This window comes from Hymenobacter crusticola, assembly GCF_002154225.1.
Classification (GTDB): Bacteria; Bacteroidota; Bacteroidia; order Cytophagales; family Hymenobacteraceae; genus Hymenobacter; species Hymenobacter crusticola.
This window is the reverse complement of the sequence record NZ_MTSE01000004.1, coordinates 481,437-498,676: the sequence shown is the minus strand read 5'-3', so window position 1 is coordinate 498,676 and position 17,240 is coordinate 481,437. Positions and strand designations below refer to the sequence as shown.

The 17,240-nt window shown below is 57.5% G+C and carries 12 protein-coding genes; 5 read left to right on the top strand and 7 right to left on the bottom strand.

Annotation, left to right across the window (positions count from 1 at the left end; genetic code table 11):
• The first annotated feature begins 141 nt into the window (after positions 1 to 141).
• The 3 genes from BXP70_RS11145 to fahA all read left to right on the top strand — a co-directional run bounded on the left by BXP70_RS11145 (position 142) and on the right by fahA (position 3,312).
• On the top strand, positions 142 to 1,245 hold the full coding sequence (locus BXP70_RS11145; RefSeq protein WP_086594136.1) for an Mrp/NBP35 family ATP-binding protein: 1,104 nt from the start codon (positions 142 to 144) through the stop codon (positions 1,243 to 1,245).
• A 189-nt stretch (positions 1,246 to 1,434) separates the two neighbouring features.
• A complete protein-coding gene (locus BXP70_RS11140; RefSeq protein ID WP_086594135.1) occupies positions 1,435 to 1,770 on the top strand; it encodes a NifU family protein in 336 nt (111 codons plus the stop codon).
• Between the two features lie 264 nt (positions 1,771 to 2,034).
• Positions 2,035 to 3,312 carry a fumarylacetoacetase gene (fahA, locus tag BXP70_RS11135; RefSeq protein WP_086594134.1) on the top strand — a complete coding sequence of 426 codons (1,278 nt, stop codon included), beginning with the start codon at positions 2,035 to 2,037 and terminating at the stop codon, positions 3,310 to 3,312.
• A 20-nt stretch (positions 3,313 to 3,332) separates the two neighbouring features.
• Here the strand turns inward: fahA and BXP70_RS11130 are convergent, their stop codons facing one another.
• The 7 genes from BXP70_RS11130 to BXP70_RS11100 form a co-directional block, all read right to left on the bottom strand.
• A complete protein-coding gene (locus BXP70_RS11130; protein WP_086594133.1) occupies positions 3,333 to 5,222 on the bottom strand; it encodes a CocE/NonD family hydrolase in 1,890 nt (629 codons plus the stop codon).
• 171 nt (positions 5,223 to 5,393) lie between these two features.
• Complete coding sequence (locus tag BXP70_RS11125; RefSeq protein ID WP_086594132.1) at positions 5,394 to 6,191, bottom strand: DUF2490 domain-containing protein; 798 nt, start codon at positions 6,189 to 6,191, stop codon at positions 5,394 to 5,396.
• A 215-nt stretch (positions 6,192 to 6,406) separates the two neighbouring features.
• Positions 6,407 to 7,813 carry an RtcB family protein gene (locus tag BXP70_RS11120; protein ID WP_086594131.1) on the bottom strand — a complete coding sequence of 469 codons (1,407 nt, stop codon included), beginning with the start codon at positions 7,811 to 7,813 and terminating at the stop codon, positions 6,407 to 6,409.
• Between the two features lie 1,140 nt (positions 7,814 to 8,953).
• On the bottom strand, positions 8,954 to 9,796 hold the full coding sequence (locus BXP70_RS11115; protein WP_086594130.1) for a TIGR02452 family protein: 843 nt from the start codon (positions 9,794 to 9,796) through the stop codon (positions 8,954 to 8,956).
• 114 nt (positions 9,797 to 9,910) lie between these two features.
• Positions 9,911 to 11,458, bottom strand: coding sequence for a TROVE domain-containing protein (locus BXP70_RS11110; RefSeq protein ID WP_086594129.1), 1,548 nt, complete (start codon positions 11,456 to 11,458; stop codon positions 9,911 to 9,913).
• A gap of 71 nt (positions 11,459 to 11,529) precedes the next feature.
• Positions 11,530 to 12,813 (bottom strand): PcfJ domain-containing protein, encoded by a 1,284-nt coding sequence (locus BXP70_RS11105; RefSeq protein WP_086594128.1) that lies wholly within the window; start codon positions 12,811 to 12,813, stop codon positions 11,530 to 11,532.
• A 996-nt stretch (positions 12,814 to 13,809) separates the two neighbouring features.
• Positions 13,810 to 14,694 carry a DUF5694 domain-containing protein gene (locus tag BXP70_RS11100; protein WP_143436457.1) on the bottom strand — a complete coding sequence of 295 codons (885 nt, stop codon included), beginning with the start codon at positions 14,692 to 14,694 and terminating at the stop codon, positions 13,810 to 13,812.
• A gap of 436 nt (positions 14,695 to 15,130) precedes the next feature.
• Between BXP70_RS11100 and BXP70_RS11095 the strand changes: the two genes are divergently transcribed.
• Positions 15,131 to 16,033, top strand: a complete 903-nt coding sequence (locus BXP70_RS11095; RefSeq protein ID WP_086594201.1) for a histone deacetylase family protein — start codon at positions 15,131 to 15,133, stop codon at positions 16,031 to 16,033.
• Positions 16,034 to 16,084: 51 nt separating this feature from the next.
• Entirely contained in the window at positions 16,085 to 17,068 is a 984-nt protein-coding gene (locus tag BXP70_RS11090) for a J domain-containing protein (RefSeq protein ID WP_143436456.1), read from the top strand.
• Positions 17,069 to 17,240: the final 172 nt, after the last annotated feature.

Here is a 17,240-nt window from a genome sequence, read left to right as displayed (position 1 = left end):
AGGGCGTCGGACCGGCAGGCGACATCCTACATGCGCAAGTTCTGTCTTTGGAAAGGGAGAAGCCTTTTTCACCTAGGTCTCAACTCTAGGCAACTTCTACCCACGTTTCCGGGTTATCTTTGCAGCTTGAAACCCTGACTTATGGCTATTACCCAAGAAGACGTTCTGCGCGCGCTGAGCTACGTGGAAGAGCCCGACCTAGGCAAGGACCTAGTGACGCTCAACATGATTGAGGACGTGAAAATTGACGGCTTAAACGTGTCGTTTTCCGTCATTCTGACCACGCCCGCTTGTCCGCTGAAGGAGCTGATTCACAACGCCTGCGTGCGCGCCATCCATACGATGGTCGACAAAGACGCAGAGGTAAACGTACACCTCACTTCGCGCGTCACCACGGCGCGTGCCGCCAATGCGGCCGTGCTGAATGGCGTGAAGAATATCATTGCTATTGCCTCCGGGAAAGGTGGCGTCGGCAAGAGCACCGTGACGGCTAACCTAGCGTTGGCCTTGGCCCGCACCGGCGCCAAAGTGGGCCTCGTAGACGCTGATATTTCTGGCCCTTCCATGCCGACCATGTTCGGGGTGGAAGACGCTCGCCCGCACGTTTTTCAGACGCCCGAAGGCAAAAACCTGATCCAGCCCGTAGTGCAATACGGCGTGAAGCTGATGAGCATTGGCTTCTTGGCGCCCGCTGAAAGTGCTATTGTGTGGCGCGGCCCGATGGCTTCGTCGGCCCTAAAGCAGTTTATCACGGAAGTGGATTGGGGCGAGCTCGATTACCTGCTGCTCGATTTGCCGCCCGGCACCTCCGATATTCACCTGACGCTGGTACAAACCGTGCCCGTAACCGGTGCCGTTATCGTGACTACGCCGCAGAAAGTGGCCCTGGCCGACGCGCAGAAAGGCTTGCAGATGTTCCGTCAACCCCAGATCAACGTGCCCGTGCTCGGCGTCGTGGAGAACATGGCGTGGTTTACGCCCGCCGAGCTACCCGAAAACAAGTACTACATTTTCGGACAGGGCGGTGGTAAAGCCTTGGCCGACAAGCACGAAGTGCCGTTGCTGGGTCAGATTCCGTTGATACAAAGCATCCGCGAAAATGGCGACCTAGGCACACCTGCTATTCTGGAACCCGGCACCGGGCCAGCGCTGTTATTTGAGCAATTGGCTGAGGAGCTAGCCCGCCAAGTTTCCATTCGCAACGCAACGCAAGGTCGTACGCAGATCGTAGAAATGACCAGCTAATTCGGTGAAACCTCGATGTGCCAGCGAGTGGTGGAGTAGAACAGTTCAGGAATAAATTCCTAAACTCGTACTCTGAAACACTGGTGGATTGATTCCTTCGGCAAATTTTAACATTCTGGTTTGTTCATCAGTTACTCAACAGCAGATCAGCCCCTACCCAGCACATTACCCCCATCAACCTATTACCTCATGTCGTATTCCGTAGTCGTAGAAGATCATCCTTTGTTATCCCGCATCGAGCAGGCGTTGGATAGCATTCGCCCCTACCTAGCGGCAGACGGAGGCAATGTGCGCGTGCTCGATATTACGGATGACATGGTGCTGAAGCTAGAGCTGCTCGGCGCGTGCGGTACCTGCCCCATGTCGCCGATGACGCTGAAGGCTGGTGTGGAGGAATCGGTGAAAAAAGCCGTTCCCGAAATTCGGGCGGTAGAGGCCATCAATTCTACTCCGATGCAGGAGCAACCCGCTGGCCAGCCCGGCCACCCGCTGCCACCCACTCCCGTCCCAACGCCGGAGTTTTAGCGTTTGATCTACCTTTTCAAAAGCCAGCTTTCCTCCCAGAAAGCTGGCTTTCTTTTTTAGCAGCATATTGCCGTTGACCGGAAGCTGGCAATACCGTAGATAAGCGCACCAGAGCCAAGCGCAGTCAGCTACCGGTCCGACGCCCTAGGTGGTGGATAGCGGTAGTGAATCTGGGCTTGGCAACAACGGTCGAGCTGAACGAACGTAATCGAATTACATTCCTTTCTCCGCATTACCTTTCTGCCAAACGCTGCCTTTTCTGCTATGGTCGCCGCCAACAACCCCGCCCTGCATGCCTGGATCGACATTCCTGCCACCAGCCATTTTCCCATTCAGAACCTACCGTTTGGGGTGTTTGAAACGCCGGAGCGGGGCCCGCGCGTGGGCGTGGCTATTGGCGACTACGTGCTGGATTTGTACGCCCTGAGCCAGCGCGGCTTCTTCGACGACCTCGACCTAGGTCCGAACGAACCCAAAATGTTTCGGCGCCGCTCCCTCAACAGCTTCATTGCCCAGGGCCGGACGGTGTGGCGCTCGGTGCGCCAACGCGCCAGCGAGCTGCTGCGCCACGACAACCCCGCCCTGCGCGACGACGAAACCATGCAGGCCTGCCTCGTGCGTCAGCGCGACGTGCAAATGTTGCGCCCCGTGAAGCCCGGCAACTATACCGATTTCTACTCTAGTCTGGAGCACGCCGCCAACGTGGGCCGCCTGTTCCGCGACCCAACGAACCCGCTGCCGCCCAACTGGCGCCACCTCCCCATCGGTTACCACGGCCGCGCCAGCAGCATTGTGGCGTCCGGCACCGATATCCGGCGACCAAACGGCCAACGCAAAGCGCCTGACGCTGTGGCCCCTAGCTTTGGCCCATCGCAGCAGCTCGACTTCGAATTGGAAATGGCCTTCATCACGGGCCGGGCTACGGAGCTAGGTCACCCCATCCCGATTCAGCACGCGGAGGAGGCCATTTTCGGACTGGTGCTCTTCAATGATTGGAGCGCCCGCGATATTCAAGGCTGGGAAACAGTTCCGTTGGGGCCTTTCTTGGGCAAAAGCTTCGCCAGCAGCATCTCACCATGGGTCGTTACGCTGGATGCCCTAGAGCCCTTTCGCGTAGCCGGCCCAGTGCAGGAGCCCGAGCCCCTGCTGTACCTGCGCACCGTCGACCCACATCACTTCGACATCAACCTAGAGGTTAGCCTCACTCCTGCCGAAGGTCCTGCCACTACCATCACCCGCTCCAATTCTCGCTACCTCTATTGGAGCATGGCTCAGCAGCTTGCCCATCAAACCAGCAATGGCTGCAACCTGCAAGTGGGCGACCTGTACGCCAGCGGTACCATTAGCGGCCCCACGCCCGATTCTCTTGGTTCGCTCCTGGAGCTTACCCTAGGTGGCACCCGCCCTTTTGCGTTGGCCGACGGCACCCAACGCGACTTCCTCCTCGACGGCGACACCATAACGATGTGTGCCTATGCCGAGAAGGATGGCGTGCGCATTGGCTTCGGTGAAGTTGCTGGAACAGTGCTGAGCACACTATAGCGCGAAGCCTGTGTTTCGCGTTACAGCGCCCCAATACCTAGCCCCGACGGCCGCGTCGCGTCGTGGTACAGCCAGATCGTGGCTTTCTGGAAATCCTTGGCGTCGGCTTTGGGAATATCCACGAACGTCTGCGGGTTGCGGTCGACCAGCGGGAACCAGGAGCTTTGCACTTGCACCATCACGCGGTGGCCTTTCTTGAAGGTGTGCAGCACATCGGGCAGTTCGTATTTCACTTCGGCTACCTGGCCCGGCGTGAAGGGCTCTGGCTTCTCAAAGCTGTTGCGAAACTTACCCCGAATCGGCTCGGCGCGCACCAGTCGTTGGTAACCCGTTGCCGGCGCATTGGGGGAGCTAGCTTTCGGGGCGGAGGCCTCGGCGGGCGCCACGTCGATGAGCTTCACGATGAAGTCGGCGTCGGTGCCGGTGGTCGAAACGAATAGGTCGGCGGTGAGCGGGCCGGCTAGGGTCAGGTCTTCGGTGAGCGGCTCGGTTTGGAAGGTAAGGACATCAGAACGAGCCGCAGCGAAGCGCTGATCCTCAATCATGTATTCGTTGTTGCGGTGAGCGTATACGCCGTTAGTGTACGGCACCGGATTGGCCGGGTCGCTGACGTACTCATTCGGGCTTTCGGCAGCGGTCGGCTTATGCAGCGCTAGCTTTCCTCCTGCCTGCATATAGAACGTCTGCGACTTCGCGGCTTTCGGCGGCCACGCATCGTAGCTTTTCCACTCGTTGGTGCCGGTGTTAAATACTGTGGCCTCGGCAGGTTTGAAGTCGCCTTTGCCTTTGAGGTAGTAATTAAAGAACTTGGTTTCCAGGTTGTCGCGGAAGTACTTGGCGGTGTTCTGGCCGAAGCTCAGCGGACCAAACTTGCTCCACTCCTGCCGTGCCCAGGCGCCGTGCGTCCATGGGCCCATCACGAGGCGATTGTTGGTACCAACGCTCTGTTTTTCAATAGCCTTGTAAGTGTTCAGCGCCCCAAATAAGTCTTCGGCGTCGAACCACCCACCTACCACCAACACGGCAGGTTGTACGTTTTTCAACGCTGGCCTGATATTGCGAGCTCGCCAGTACGCATCATAGGTTGGGTGAGCTAGGTACTCGTTCCAGATCTTAGCACGGTTGTTAAAATACGGCGCGCCGTTGGCGTTTTTGAGTGGACCTAGCTCCAAGAAAAACTTGTACAAATCCTTTGGCTCGGCCGCAAAAAGTGGGCTGTACTTCTCCGTCGGGCCTTGGCGGGGCGCGTCGAAGTAGCTCATAAAGCTGAAGTTATCGAGCAGGTAGAAGGCGCCTTTGTGGTTGGCATCGTCGCCGATGAACTCATCCGTCACGGGAGCTTGCGGCGACACGGCTTTAAGAGCCGGGTGGGCGTCGGGCAGGGCGGCCGTGGCATAGAAGCCGGGGTACGAAATACCCATCAACCCGACGCGGCCATTGTTGCCGGCCACGTTCTTGAGCAACCACTCGATGGTGTCGTATGTGTCGGCGCTTTCGTCGATTTGCTTGCCGTTGTTGCCGGGTACGTTGGGCGTCATTTCCTCAAATTGCCCTTCGCTTTTGTAGCGGCCGCGCACATCTTGGTACACGAAAATGTACTTCTCCGCCGATAGCTCTTGGCTAGGTCCGGGCCCGCGCTTACGGTAGTTGCTTTCCCCATAAGGTGCGGCCGAATACGGCGTGCGCTCTAGCAGAAACGGATACTGCCGCTGCGCCGACGCATCGGTGGGCACGTAGAGGACGGTGTAGAGCTTCACCCCGTCACGCATCGGAATTTCGCGGTCGATCTTACGGTAGTTTTGGCGAACGAAGGCCGAATCTTGCGCCGAAACGGGGGCGCGCTGCGCGAAGCTAGCCGGTGAAGCACCTAGGGCCAGCAGTAGCGCGGAAGCAGATAAAAAGCGAGTCATGCGGGGAAGAAGCGAGGAAAAAGGGGCGCCGGATGAAGCGACTTAAAGGTAGCGCAAACCGAAGGAACGCGTTAGCCAAGTCTGCGCTCCGTGTGTCGGGCAACGTACACCTAGGTTGCTGCACGTGCAATTGGGCAACAGTAAGCAAAGCGCAGGCTTGGCGCTACCCAGTTAGTCTTGTTGTGAGGGCAGGTGCTCCGTTGGAGACGTAGCGCTCCGGTGCGCGATGCGGTAGATGACGTTTACCACCACGTTGTTTTTAGCAGACGTTATCTGCGGGATAAACTGGCCCTGCTGAATCGCGGGCAAGTTGTAATTGGATTGGTTTACCCAGCCAACTTGCAAAAGAAGGTGCTTGTTGAACTGATAGCCAACGCCGCCATACACCCGGTTTCGCTCGAACACTGGACCTTTTGGGTTCAAAAATATTTCGTCATACACCGATAAGAAAACCGTCTTATCCTTGATTGTCTTCGAGTTGAGCGGCAGAAAGGCGTTCAGGCGGTAGCGAATGCGGTTGCGCCGTCCCGTGCTGTCGCCGCGGTAGTCGAACCACCGTTGCTCGATGCGGTAGCGGTGCTCGATCTTCAGCCGATCTAGGTATTGGCTCAGCACCAGTTGCAGCCAGAGGCGCTTTTCCACGTTGAGCGGTCCGTCTTCTAAAGCTCTATAATCAGACGTAGCATACCGGCCACCAGCTATCATCGCGGTGAAGTTCTTGTCGAGGTCGTAGCTCACGCCGCCTTTCAACTCGTTGTAGAAGTATTTCGCAAAAACAGCATCGGTGCGGGCCTGCACCTCTGCGAAGCCGCCCCATTTATTTTCGGGACTACCTGGCAAGAGAAACGTTCCGATCAGCCAACTACCCCAACGTTGGGGCGGGTTAGCAGGCGATTGAGCGAGGGCCACAGGGCTGTTTGCGCTCACCAACACCAGCGCAGAGGCCGCAATAAGTAGCGATTTAGTCATTAACGGATAGGCTTGAGGGGAAAAGCAGACGGTGAACGGCGGCGAAGATAGCCGCAAGTCGCCTCTCAAAATGTAACCTAACGATAACGACAGGATCATGTTAGCAGCTTCCTGTAACTTGAGCAGCCTTTATTCTCAGGACTATCAGCACAAAAAAGGCAGCACAACCCTAGGTCATGCTGCCTTTTTTAAACGACTAACGCTAGTCGATGTACCTAGGTACTAGCGCCTTCCATCCGCACAATGCGCGGAGTGAACGTGCCGAGCACATCGACCAGCTCCTGTTGGCTGCGCATTACGGCGAAGATGTCCTTGTACGCTTGGGGCGCTTCGTCCACGCCGCCACCAATGAGCGACACGCCCGCATCGGCGAGGTACTGGCGCACTTCGGCCTCCCCTAGCTCCTGCTTGGCCCGCGTCCGCGACATGGCCCGCCCGGCGCCGTGCGATGCTGAAGCTAGCGAAGCCGCCTCGCCCCGTCCGCGCACGATGAAGCCGGGTGCCGTCATCGAGCCGGGGATGATACCGAGTACCCCCGCGCCGGCTGGCGTAGCACCTTTGCGGTGCACCACCACGTTGCGACCATCAGCCAGACGTTCTTTCCAGGCGAAGTTGTGGTGGTTTTCCACTTTCCCCGCAGGACGCTCGCCGAGGGCTTTGGCAATGCGCTGGTGAATCTGGTGGTGACAGGCGGAGGCGTAGTCACCGGCCAGGTTCATGGCAGCCCAGTACTCTTGGCCGGCTTCAGTGTCGAGCGAAAGCCAAGCTAGGTGCTGGGCTTCGGCGGGTAGCTGGCACACGTCTTTCGCCAGCTTGGTGTAGTGGTTGGCGATGCTCGCGCCTAAGCCACGGGAGCCGGAGTGCGAAAGCAGACCTAGGTATTGGCCCACCGGCACCCCGAGTTCATTCTGCGGATCGGTGATATCGACCACGCCGAACTCTACGAAGTGGTTGCCGCCACCCGAAGTCCCGATTTGCGCGGCAGCCGTCTCCTGCTTGTTGCGCAGGAACGGAATGCTCAGAAATTCGTCGCGCTCTAATACCGCGTGGTCTAGCTTTTGGCCGTAACGGAACACGTCGCGGTTGCCGAACTTGGTGTTGTCGAGCAGGATCTTGCGCAGTTCCTGCACGCGCTGCTCCAGGTGCTTGGGTGGCAGTGCGTACACCGACAAGGCCATGCGGCACCCAATGTCGACGCCCACGGCGTAGGGAATCACAGCGTTGTCCGTGGCCAGCACGCCACCGATGGGCAGACCGTAGCCGTGGTGAGCATCGGGCATGAGGGCCCCGGCAACAGTTACAGGCAGCTTCATGGCCGTTTCCATCTGGTGGATGGCGCCCTGTTCGATGTACTCGGGGCCGAATACGGCGTAGTTTTTACGCTCAGCGAGGGCAATGTGACGGCTTGGGGGCGGCAACAGCGCGGCGGCCGTGTGGCTCCAGTCGAGGTCGGTTAGGTACTCATTGGGGTTGTTTAGTAAGGTTTCGAGCAAAGCTAGCTGCTCGGTGTGGGAGAGTTTTTTCAAGTGCTTGCGCTGCAATTGTGCTAGCGCTAAGCCAATGGCACGCCCTTCCGGAAATCCGAGTTGGCGGAGGTCGTTGCCACGTAGTTGTTGAGCCATGATTTGGTTCTTTGTTTTGAGCCGTTGGTTCTATTGATCTAACGGTCTCGTCTGCTTTCGGCAGAAGTTGTTAGTTGATACCTAGGTGCCTGCCATCCTTTACGGTGATGGTGCAGGCGTGCAAAGGCGTATTGTCAATTTGGGCGCCAGATTCGTTTATCTATCCAAGCACTTCAGCGCGGCGAAGCGGTGCAGGTGCTTGGCAAAAAGCCGCAAAATCTTCCTCCCGAATGGGCTAAGGGTAAATCTTGGTTCCATACTAGTGTGGTTATGGACTGTTTAGACGAAACACAACCCTAGCTAGCCGGAGCAACGAGCGACAAGCGTGCTGGCAAAAGCCGACGTGACAGGTCGAAGGAACGCTCGCCTACGGCATCCGGCTAGGTTGAGTGGAACGCGGGAAGGGCAACGGCTGAGTAGTCACGTTAGATTTTCAGTCGAAGTAAGGCTACCCTACGGCACCTTCTTGCGTTCCAATAAATTGACAGGGCGACAATCGCAAGTCTCTGTGCTCTAACCAACTGAGCTACCACCCCGAAGGGTGAGCGGGACTCGAACCCGCGACCCCAGCGTCCAAGGCGAAGTAAGACTTTGCTACGGCACCTGTCAGGTACTTTTCTCACTGGGGCAACAAGCGCCCAGCCTCCATATCCTGCTCTAACCAACTGAGCTACAACCGATCCTAGCTAGGATCAATTGGCGGGGCTCGAACCCGCGACCCGGGCAATCAACGTGCGAAGTATGGCTGAACTACGGCACCCATTGAGATAAGAAGAAATCCATCGGGGTAAAAAACGCCTGCGTTTCTGCTCTACCAATTGAGCTACAGGACTGTATTTGAATAAACAAGCAGTCCTGGCGAGACTCGAACTCGCGACCCGAAGTAACGCGTGGCTACGACACCCGACGGAGTACCTTTCCGCAACCAACCTAGCAAGGGCAACAAGCAGCCGGCGACATGTTTTCATCCCCCAAGCCTTTAGGCCGGGGAGCAGGGTTCGAACCTGCGAGACTCCACGTGGTGAAGTCGAAAACGGACCACGAAGTAGCGCCCACTTACGGCACCTTGTAGGCTAGTTGGGAAATGTTGTTATCGATTTATTTGGGTGAATTTCATGGGAGTACTTTTTAGAAAAGCGTTCAGGTAAGCGGACCAAGCGCCTGTTCGAAAGCTCGGAGCGTCGGATAAGGGGGACGAGAGTCGAACACGGCAAAGTCGATGCGCTGGAACTGCCCGCGGATGCTAGGTTCGGCCAAGGCCTCGGCAAAGAGCGTGGCAATTTGCAGCGGATCGTTGCCGAAAACGCCGCACCCCCAAGCGCCGAGCACCAGGGCTTCGCAGCGGTGGCGGGCTGCTAGGGCTAGCACCAACCGAATTCGTTGCTTCATCACGGGCGCTAGTTGCGGCAACAACTGCGGTGCGTTTTGGTGCAGCGCCCCGGCATTAACGGCTGGTGCGGTAATGAAATCAACTTGGTACGGCTGCTCAAGCCATGCGCCACTATCATCGCGGAGCACGGGCACATTGGGCGAGTAGATGGCGTAGTCACTGTACAAGCCGGTGCTGCCTGCCTGGGAGTTATGCCAGTACATCTCACTGAATGGTGCAATGCACTGATACAGCCCCGACGACCGCGTCAAGCTTTCTTCCTGCGCCTGACTTCCACCGAGGAAACCGCCGCCGGGGTTACGTGCCGAGGCGAAGTTGAGGCAAGCCACTCGCACAAATTGCTGACGCAAATTGGTCGTTGCTTCGAGCGTCGTGGCGTTGTACACGCGCACCTCGGCAGGCTCGCCGGCTGGCTGTTCGAACACGCGCAGGACTTCCGGTACATCGGCGGGCCGGTGCAGGGCACTTGCTCGTTCGGCGGCCGTTTGCCACGTACGGATGTCTACTTTTTCACCCGACCCTAGGCAGTAATAGCCTTGTTTTAGTGCTTCTATGGTTTGAATGGCCGCTTGTTGTCTTTGTTCGCGGTTCATGAGTTTTCTTCGATTTTTGCCGGAAGCGGCCGCCGCTTTGTTAGTTTGCCGCTCCCGGGTCGCTCGCTTCACCTTTAGCCCCGATCTGCTTGATGCGCAGGAACTAAGAGTGAGCTATAATTCTATTTTTTCAATCTCCGTGAGGGCGGAGCCGCCGTCTTCCAGCGCGGCCAGCACGTCGAACACTTTATCCGACCAGCCGGCGATGAGCGCTACGCCATCTTCGCGACGCACTTGCAGCGGCACGGTGCCGTGGCCAGCTAGGTCGAAGAGGTAGAGCTGCGCTTGCGGAGCTACCGTGCGGCGGTACTCGCGCCACTCGGCGGCTAGCGAGCCGGCCCGGCCGGTGCTGTCCCACAATTGGCAGTCGGTGAAGAGCATCACCTTATCCACCACTTCACGGCGCTGCCGCAAGTCGTAGACGACCAAGTGGCCGTTGGTGCTGTAGCCTACTTCGCCTTCGCGGCGGTACAGCTCCTGCACGTTGCGCAGCACCTGCCCAGCGGGCAAGCTGATGCGCTTCCACCGGTCGCCGAACATGCCCGTCACGACGTGCTGGCAACGGCTTTGCAGGAGCATCGCCAGTACCAACCCAATGTCGTAGAGCAGCACTTTGCTGCGCGCCGAGATGGGTTGCTGCATGGAGCCCGACACGTCGCAGGCCAGAAGCACGCGGGTGTTCGCATCGAAGCCACGCAGGTTGGCGATGGAGTGGCCGATGGCCGTTTCCAACGCCGCCAGCACCGCTGGCACGCGCCCCGACTTCAGCTCCAGCACCTCGCGGTAGGCCGCCAGGAAGCGAAACGGCAGCTGCTTGCTGCGTGCCACCGCCGAGCGGTCGACGAGCGTAGCGCACACGGCCTGCATCGCCTCGGCCGACACGTCGGCTTCGAGGATGTTGCGCAAGTTTCGCAGCAGGGCCATGTAGCCTAGCTTGCCGCTAGCAATCAGCTCTTCCCACTTGGCCTGGAAGGCCCCTTGGCGCTCCGCCGCGCTAGCAAATGCCTGCTGCCCTTGGGCCGACAATTCTGTTTCCCAAGTGTAGGGTGTGGCTAGCTCGCCGCGCACCAACTGGTCGAACAAGGCTTGCTGGGCCGCATCTTTAGCCTGAGGGTGCACCAAGAACAGGGCGTCGCGAAGGCGCACTTGACCGGCGCGGTCGTACTTGGCGAGCTGGTAGCCATCAAAGCGGTTGAAGCTGAGGGCTAGGCCTTTTTGCAACTGCTTAGAAAGGCGGTTGAGCGTTTTCGCGGGCGCTTTGCCGTTGGTGCCTTGGCGCTCGTTGGCAACGGCGTAGAAGGCCAGCAACTCTGTGATTTCGTCGGCGCGCTGCACCACGCGGGCCACCAGGCGGCTCACGAGGTTGTCGCCGCGGTGCAGGCGGGCTAGCTCTACGGTCAGCACCAAGGGCACCGAGCGCAGATGGAGCTTTTCGCGGGCATACACCGCTAAGCGCGCCACAAACAACGGCTCGTTTTGCGCTATCAGCTCGCGCAACCGCGCCAGCCGTGTATCAGCCTTCTCATAGAACTGGTCGCTAAGGGCGGCGGTAGCCACGGCAGCGTACAATTCAAGGGCAGGCGTGAGCGGGTAAGCAGCGGCGCCTTCGTGGTTGAGCACTGGCGCCGGTTGGTTTTTGCGGAAGCTAAAGTTGAAGCGCATAAGGGTAACGTGTAATTCAGATTCTATAGAGCGAGAGAGAAGAACGACCTAGGTGTGAGGCTCCTGCGGCCTTAAGCGTGTTTGCTGACTTGCAGCTGAGCCTCCGTAGCCCACCGGCTTACCCAGAAGCACTCATCGAGGGCCATGCGCCGGTTGTAGCGGCCCCGGATCTGCACGATGGTGCGGTTCCACAGCACTTCCAGCGTCAGGGCGCGAGCCCCGTTCACCTTCAGGGAGAAGATGCCGCATTTGCCCCGCTGACAGGAGGCTAGGTAGGAAGCCACACAATGGTGCAGCATCTGCCCTTCCTCCACCAGCTCCCCATAAGTGCGGAGCTGCGTGATGGTCACTTGCTGATCGGCGCCGCTGACGAAGTCGGAAACGGGCAGCGTTGGCCACGTAGCGGCTCGTTCGTGCCCACCATGGCGGCGCACCCGACCTAGGCTGCGGTGCCATTGTTCCATCTGGGCAATGACGCTGGCCATAGTGCGCCCCTTGAGCGAGAAGCCGGGTTGAGGTGGCTCCAGCCCAATGCCTACGCTGCGCTTCTGGCGAATCCAGTCGCACACGGGACCAAACTGCCGCGGGTCGACCATGGGTGCGGCGGCGAAGAAGTCTACTACGCCGAGCCAGAACGCATCGTCGGGGCCGATTTCTCGTCCGAAGCGGGTTTCCAGCACCAGCCCTAGCCATTCCAACGCGTCGCGGGCGGCGAGTTGGGCATAGCGCAAAGCCTCGATGAAGGTGCAACCGGCCGGAGCCTGGCGCATTTCGTGCTCCAGCCGTTTGGTCAGAGACACTGGCAGTCCGCGGAAGGAACGTAGCGCGTTGCCACGGCCTAAGTGGATGGTTAGATCGGCGATATTCACCCCGCCGTCCCACATTCGCTCCGACAGCCAAGCGTTTATTACCCAGCCGGGTAGGTCGCCATAGCCATCAAAGAGGTGACGAATGAGGCTTTCGAGCTGCCGATAGGCGTTCTTGCTTTTCGGCATCCAGTCGGCTAGCTCACGCCGCCGCCAGGGGTGGTGTTCCACTAGCGCGGCCACCGCAACGCACATTTCAGGGCGTTGGAGCACGGCTGCGCGCTTGGCCGCCAGATCGAGCAGCACCCGCTCCCGCCGTTTGCGCTCCGCAATCGGCTGATTGTAAGTGCAAGCATGGTAGAGCCGGGCGAGGGCATAATCAGGACCTAGCTGTTGGGCTAGCTCCGTAAGTGCACTTGTACAAGCGCACAAGTATTCGAGTTGGCGCGAGGCCGACCATTTACGCCAGTCGTTGCGTCGCGCTAGTGCGGCTACGGCTTGCTGTGTTTCGGTGGCTTCGCGGGATATTGGTTTGTTTCGGTTAGACATCGGTTGGTCGTTCCCGCGCGGGTTTTATTACCGAGTGATAAATCAGACGAAGGGGCCATGGGCGCCGAATTATTGAATGACAATCTGAAGATTTCGTACATAGCAGCGTTGGGAAAAGGGTGTAACCATCCGTTCGGCAATTCCAGCGGAATTAATTGCCGTTAATTAATTATTATCTGAGCGAAATTTTTAGGCAATATTTTCCCGCATCATCATTTATTGATGATTAATACAGAAAATAAAACCCGATAAATAAAGCCCGATTATAAATTCACAAGTCGTGAATAAATCGGTACGCTTAGCTACGTTTTCGCTCGCAACTCGGCTTTCGTAGCTGATCCAGGCCGCCACACCAACGCCCTAGCACTTGGGCTGGGTGTGCGGCTGCCAAGCAAAGGGGGAGGTGATGAGAGGACGTCATGGGAGTAATAATAAAGGATAGAAGAAAAAGAAAAACGCCCGAACCTGGGTGGGTTCGGGCGTTTCATATGGTTGGTTTCTATCAGGTAAACCTACCTCATTGCATACGCGCCGAACCCGGGCTGAATATCGCGCTTCAGCTGACTGGGCATGGTTTGAAAATTTGATTCGTGGCGCCGCATGACGAGGGTTGACTTTGGAGTCGCGTTAGGTTTTGTGTTTTGAACGTGACAAATATAGAAAGGTTATTTTCTTAAAGTCAATATCTCATGAAAAATATTTTTACTTTTTTTTATTAGAGGCAATTATTCGAGTTATAGGCAGATAAAACTAATCATCTTACTGCAAGTAATTCTTATTAATTGAATTCGAAATAGCACATAGCAAAAGGTTTGTTACGCATAAAATAACACGAGCTATTAACTGGTTGTTGAAGCTAATGCACACTTCTCTGAGTTATGCTGAGCTAGCCGGAGCATCTCTCCCACCGAAGTAAATCTGATTACCACTGCGATAGAGATGCTTCGGCTAGCTCAGCATGACGGTCTAGAGAGTCTTTTCCGAGAACAGAGCGAGCTATTGCACGGCGCTGCTTGCCACTCGCACCTTGCCTAGGTAATTGGTAGCGGGCACCAGCTGAAAGGCCGGATCGTCGCGGAAAATGCTTTGTAAGGAGCCAATGTGCGCCGCCCCGATGATGACCAGCACTTTCTTCGACTGCTGCGCCATCTGTGTAGTCACGATATTGGAGTAGATTTTATAGTCGCGGTTTTTAAAGATAGACGTCAGCTCAGCGCCGATGTAGCGGGGGTTCACGAAGGCAGTGTCCACCATGGCATCAGGGTTGGTAAAGTGGCCATTGGTGACACGGGCAGGCATGATATAGCGCAAGTGATGAAGTTTCTGCGTAATAGCGGGCTGGTTTATGTAGGTGACATAGTCAGCGAGGCTTAGCTTGCCATTGTCTAGCTCGGTTTGCTTGTCCGTGGATAGCTTACGCATCTGCACACCTTCTTCTTGGTAGAGTTTGATGTTCTGGCCGTTGCTCAGGATGCTCTGTGAAGTACCACCAGGTGCATTTACGCACACAATTCGTTTGAGCCCTAGCTGCTTACCGAGCGCGAAACCAATCTGGTATTCCTCGCCCCGCCCATCTTCCATATCGGCGAGTTGGAGCTTGTTGTTTACGTACAGCGCGTAAGTGCTGTCGAGGGAGGCTTGTCCTTCAGGTACCCGCTCCACCACAATGAGGTCGGGCTGAAACTTGCGGATGCGGCTGATCAGGTCGGCCAGTTCCTGCTGGCGCTTGGCGGTCAGTACATCGGTATTGGGGTTGTCCTTGTTGTACATCTGTCGCAGATGGGCGCAGCCGAGCAGCATAATCTGGGTGGGTTTTCCCTGGCTCCATCCTGAGCGTGGGAACAGGAAGCAGACCACGAGCAGCGCGAACAGAAATTTCATTTTATAGGGTTTTAGTATGAATGTGTATAGGTCGTAACCCAATAGCCATGCCATCTGCTAAAGCTTCTCATAATCAGCATAATACATTGAAAATCAACTTTCAACTTCGTCCATAAGTGAACGGTAACTGTCCGGTTCTGGACAGCTCATGAAAAGGTGTTCAATTTTGGCTAGCCGAACGGTGTAGAGACGCGTACTTGCGTTTCCTCGCGTTATTGATGTTGTTTACATAGGCCGTCGTTGCAGGTAGCTTGTTCACCGACAAGACGCAAAGTGTTGCGTCTCTACATCGGTTTTGACCAACCATCTCCGCCATGCGGCAAAGCAATGCGCGCGGCCTCTCCTACCCCACCTAGCTCCGTTGCGTATGAAGACCTGTCTTGCAGTCAAGCTCTAGCTTCCTCGCTGAGCCACCTGCCCTTTGCTCTTTCACCGCATGCCCTGCCTCGCCACCTCCGACCGGTACGTTCTCGACCTCCCCGCCGGCCACCGCTTTCCCATTGCCAAATACGAGCTGATTCATCAGCAACTGTTGTGGCAAGGCATCGCGCCACCCACCGATTTCTATGACCCTGGCCTGTGCCCTGAGGAAGACTTATTGCGCGTGCATACCGTGGAATACTGGCACAAAGTGCGCGACCAGCAGCTTTCGGCCGCCGAAGTACGTCGCCTCGGGTTGCCGCAGAGCGAACGGCTAGTGCTTCGTTCCTTGAGTAGTAGTGCCGGCACACTACAATCGGCGCGGCATGCCCTGCGCGACGGCGTGGCCCTGAACCTAGCCGGCGGCACCCACCACGCGTTTGCGGACCGGGGCGAAGGTTTTTGCGTGTTCAACGACATTGCTATTGCCGCCATGTACTTGCTGCACCACGGCCTAGCCCAGCAAGTATTAATCGTTGACCTCGATGTGCACCAGGGCGACGGCACGGCTAGCCTCTTCCGCCACGAACCTAGGGTGTTCACCTTTTCCATGCACGCCGGCGCCAACTATCCGCTGCGCAAAGAGCAATCAGACCTTGATGTGGAGCTGCCTTTGGGGATGACCGATGAGGCTTACCTAGCTTTGCTACGCGATACGCTACCGGGCCTAATCGACCACGTGCAGCCCGATTTTATCTTCTTCCAAGCCGGCGTCGATGTGCTAGCCACCGATAAGCTCGGCAAGCTGGCCCTCACCAAAGACGGCTGCCGGCAGCGCGACGAGTTCGTGTTAGGCCTCTGCCGTCAACACCGCTTGCCGGTGGCCGTAAGCATGGGCGGCGGCTACTCCGAGCGCATCGGCGACATCGTAGACGCACACTGCAACACGTTTCAGGTGGCGTACGAGCTGTTTGGGTAACCGAGAACCTAGCTTCCCTCCTTCGGCTTTTTCTCTTCTATTTTTGTCTCTATGAATCTGCACAACCCCGCCGTCGATCTGCCTGCCGAGCAGCATGTACCCGTTAAGCAGCCAGCGGAAGCACCTAGGTCTCCGGCTCAACAAGCTTTCCAACAAGCAGTGCAGGACGTAGAGAGCTTACGCCAACGCCTGCGCGACTTGCAAACGGAGCAGGCCGAAGCGCGCCGCCGGTATTGGCAGCAGGTGGGGCCGCTGGCGCAAACGGTAGTGGCGGCGCGGCGCGCACTCTATGCCCCGCTAGAAGAAGCGCTGCTACTCGGTTATTTCAACCGCGGCGAGGAGCGGCAGATTGTGGAGGCAATTGTAGGCAACGCCCGCACGCTGCAAGATCGTTTTGGCGAAGACGAAGCAGAGATTTTACAGAAGTACGACCCCTCCACCAAGCCGCTGCACCCCCAAGAGCCTGCGCCGGCCGCCGAACCTAGCTCACCGGAAGAAGCAGCCCGCCAAGCCCGCATCAAACGCAAAAGCAAAGCCGAGCGCGCTGCCGAAGTAGCGGCCCAACAAGCGCGCGAAGAACAGCAGCGGCTGCTCTCGAACACCAAAACGGTGTACCGGCAGTTAGCCCGCGTCAATCACCCCGACTTGGAGCGCGACCCAGAACGCGCCGCCGTGAAAACGACCCGTATGCAGCGCATCACGGAGGCATACGAGGCCAACGACCTCTACACATTGCTCCAACTCCTAGCTGAAGACTCCGCCGAGTCGCCCGATGACAACCTGCTCACACGCTACACCCAGGCCTTGCAGCAGCAGCAAACGGAGCTAAAACAGCAGCTCAACGAGCTGAAGTACGGCCCCAATGGCTTTGCGGGCAGCACCGGCAAAAAGCAGGAAGCCGAGCTGCGCCAGCTTAAGCGCCACCTGCGCGCCGAGGCCGAATACTTGGCGCATGTAGCACAGCTCATTGCAGAACCGGAAGGCTTGCGCGACGCATTGAAAGACCTAGGCGCCGCCGGCCACGATACGTTCTAAGGAGCTTGTGCTTCGTGGCTGAATATGCTTCGCGCTTAAATACTTAGGCCGCACCGCCAGCCGCCAGCATAGTATCTTGAAAGTGAGCTATTTAAAAATACAGCCCAGGGATTACTTCGCTTAACGGCCGAACGCGGACGAGGCTGCGTGCTGACGAGTGCGTTCAACTTCG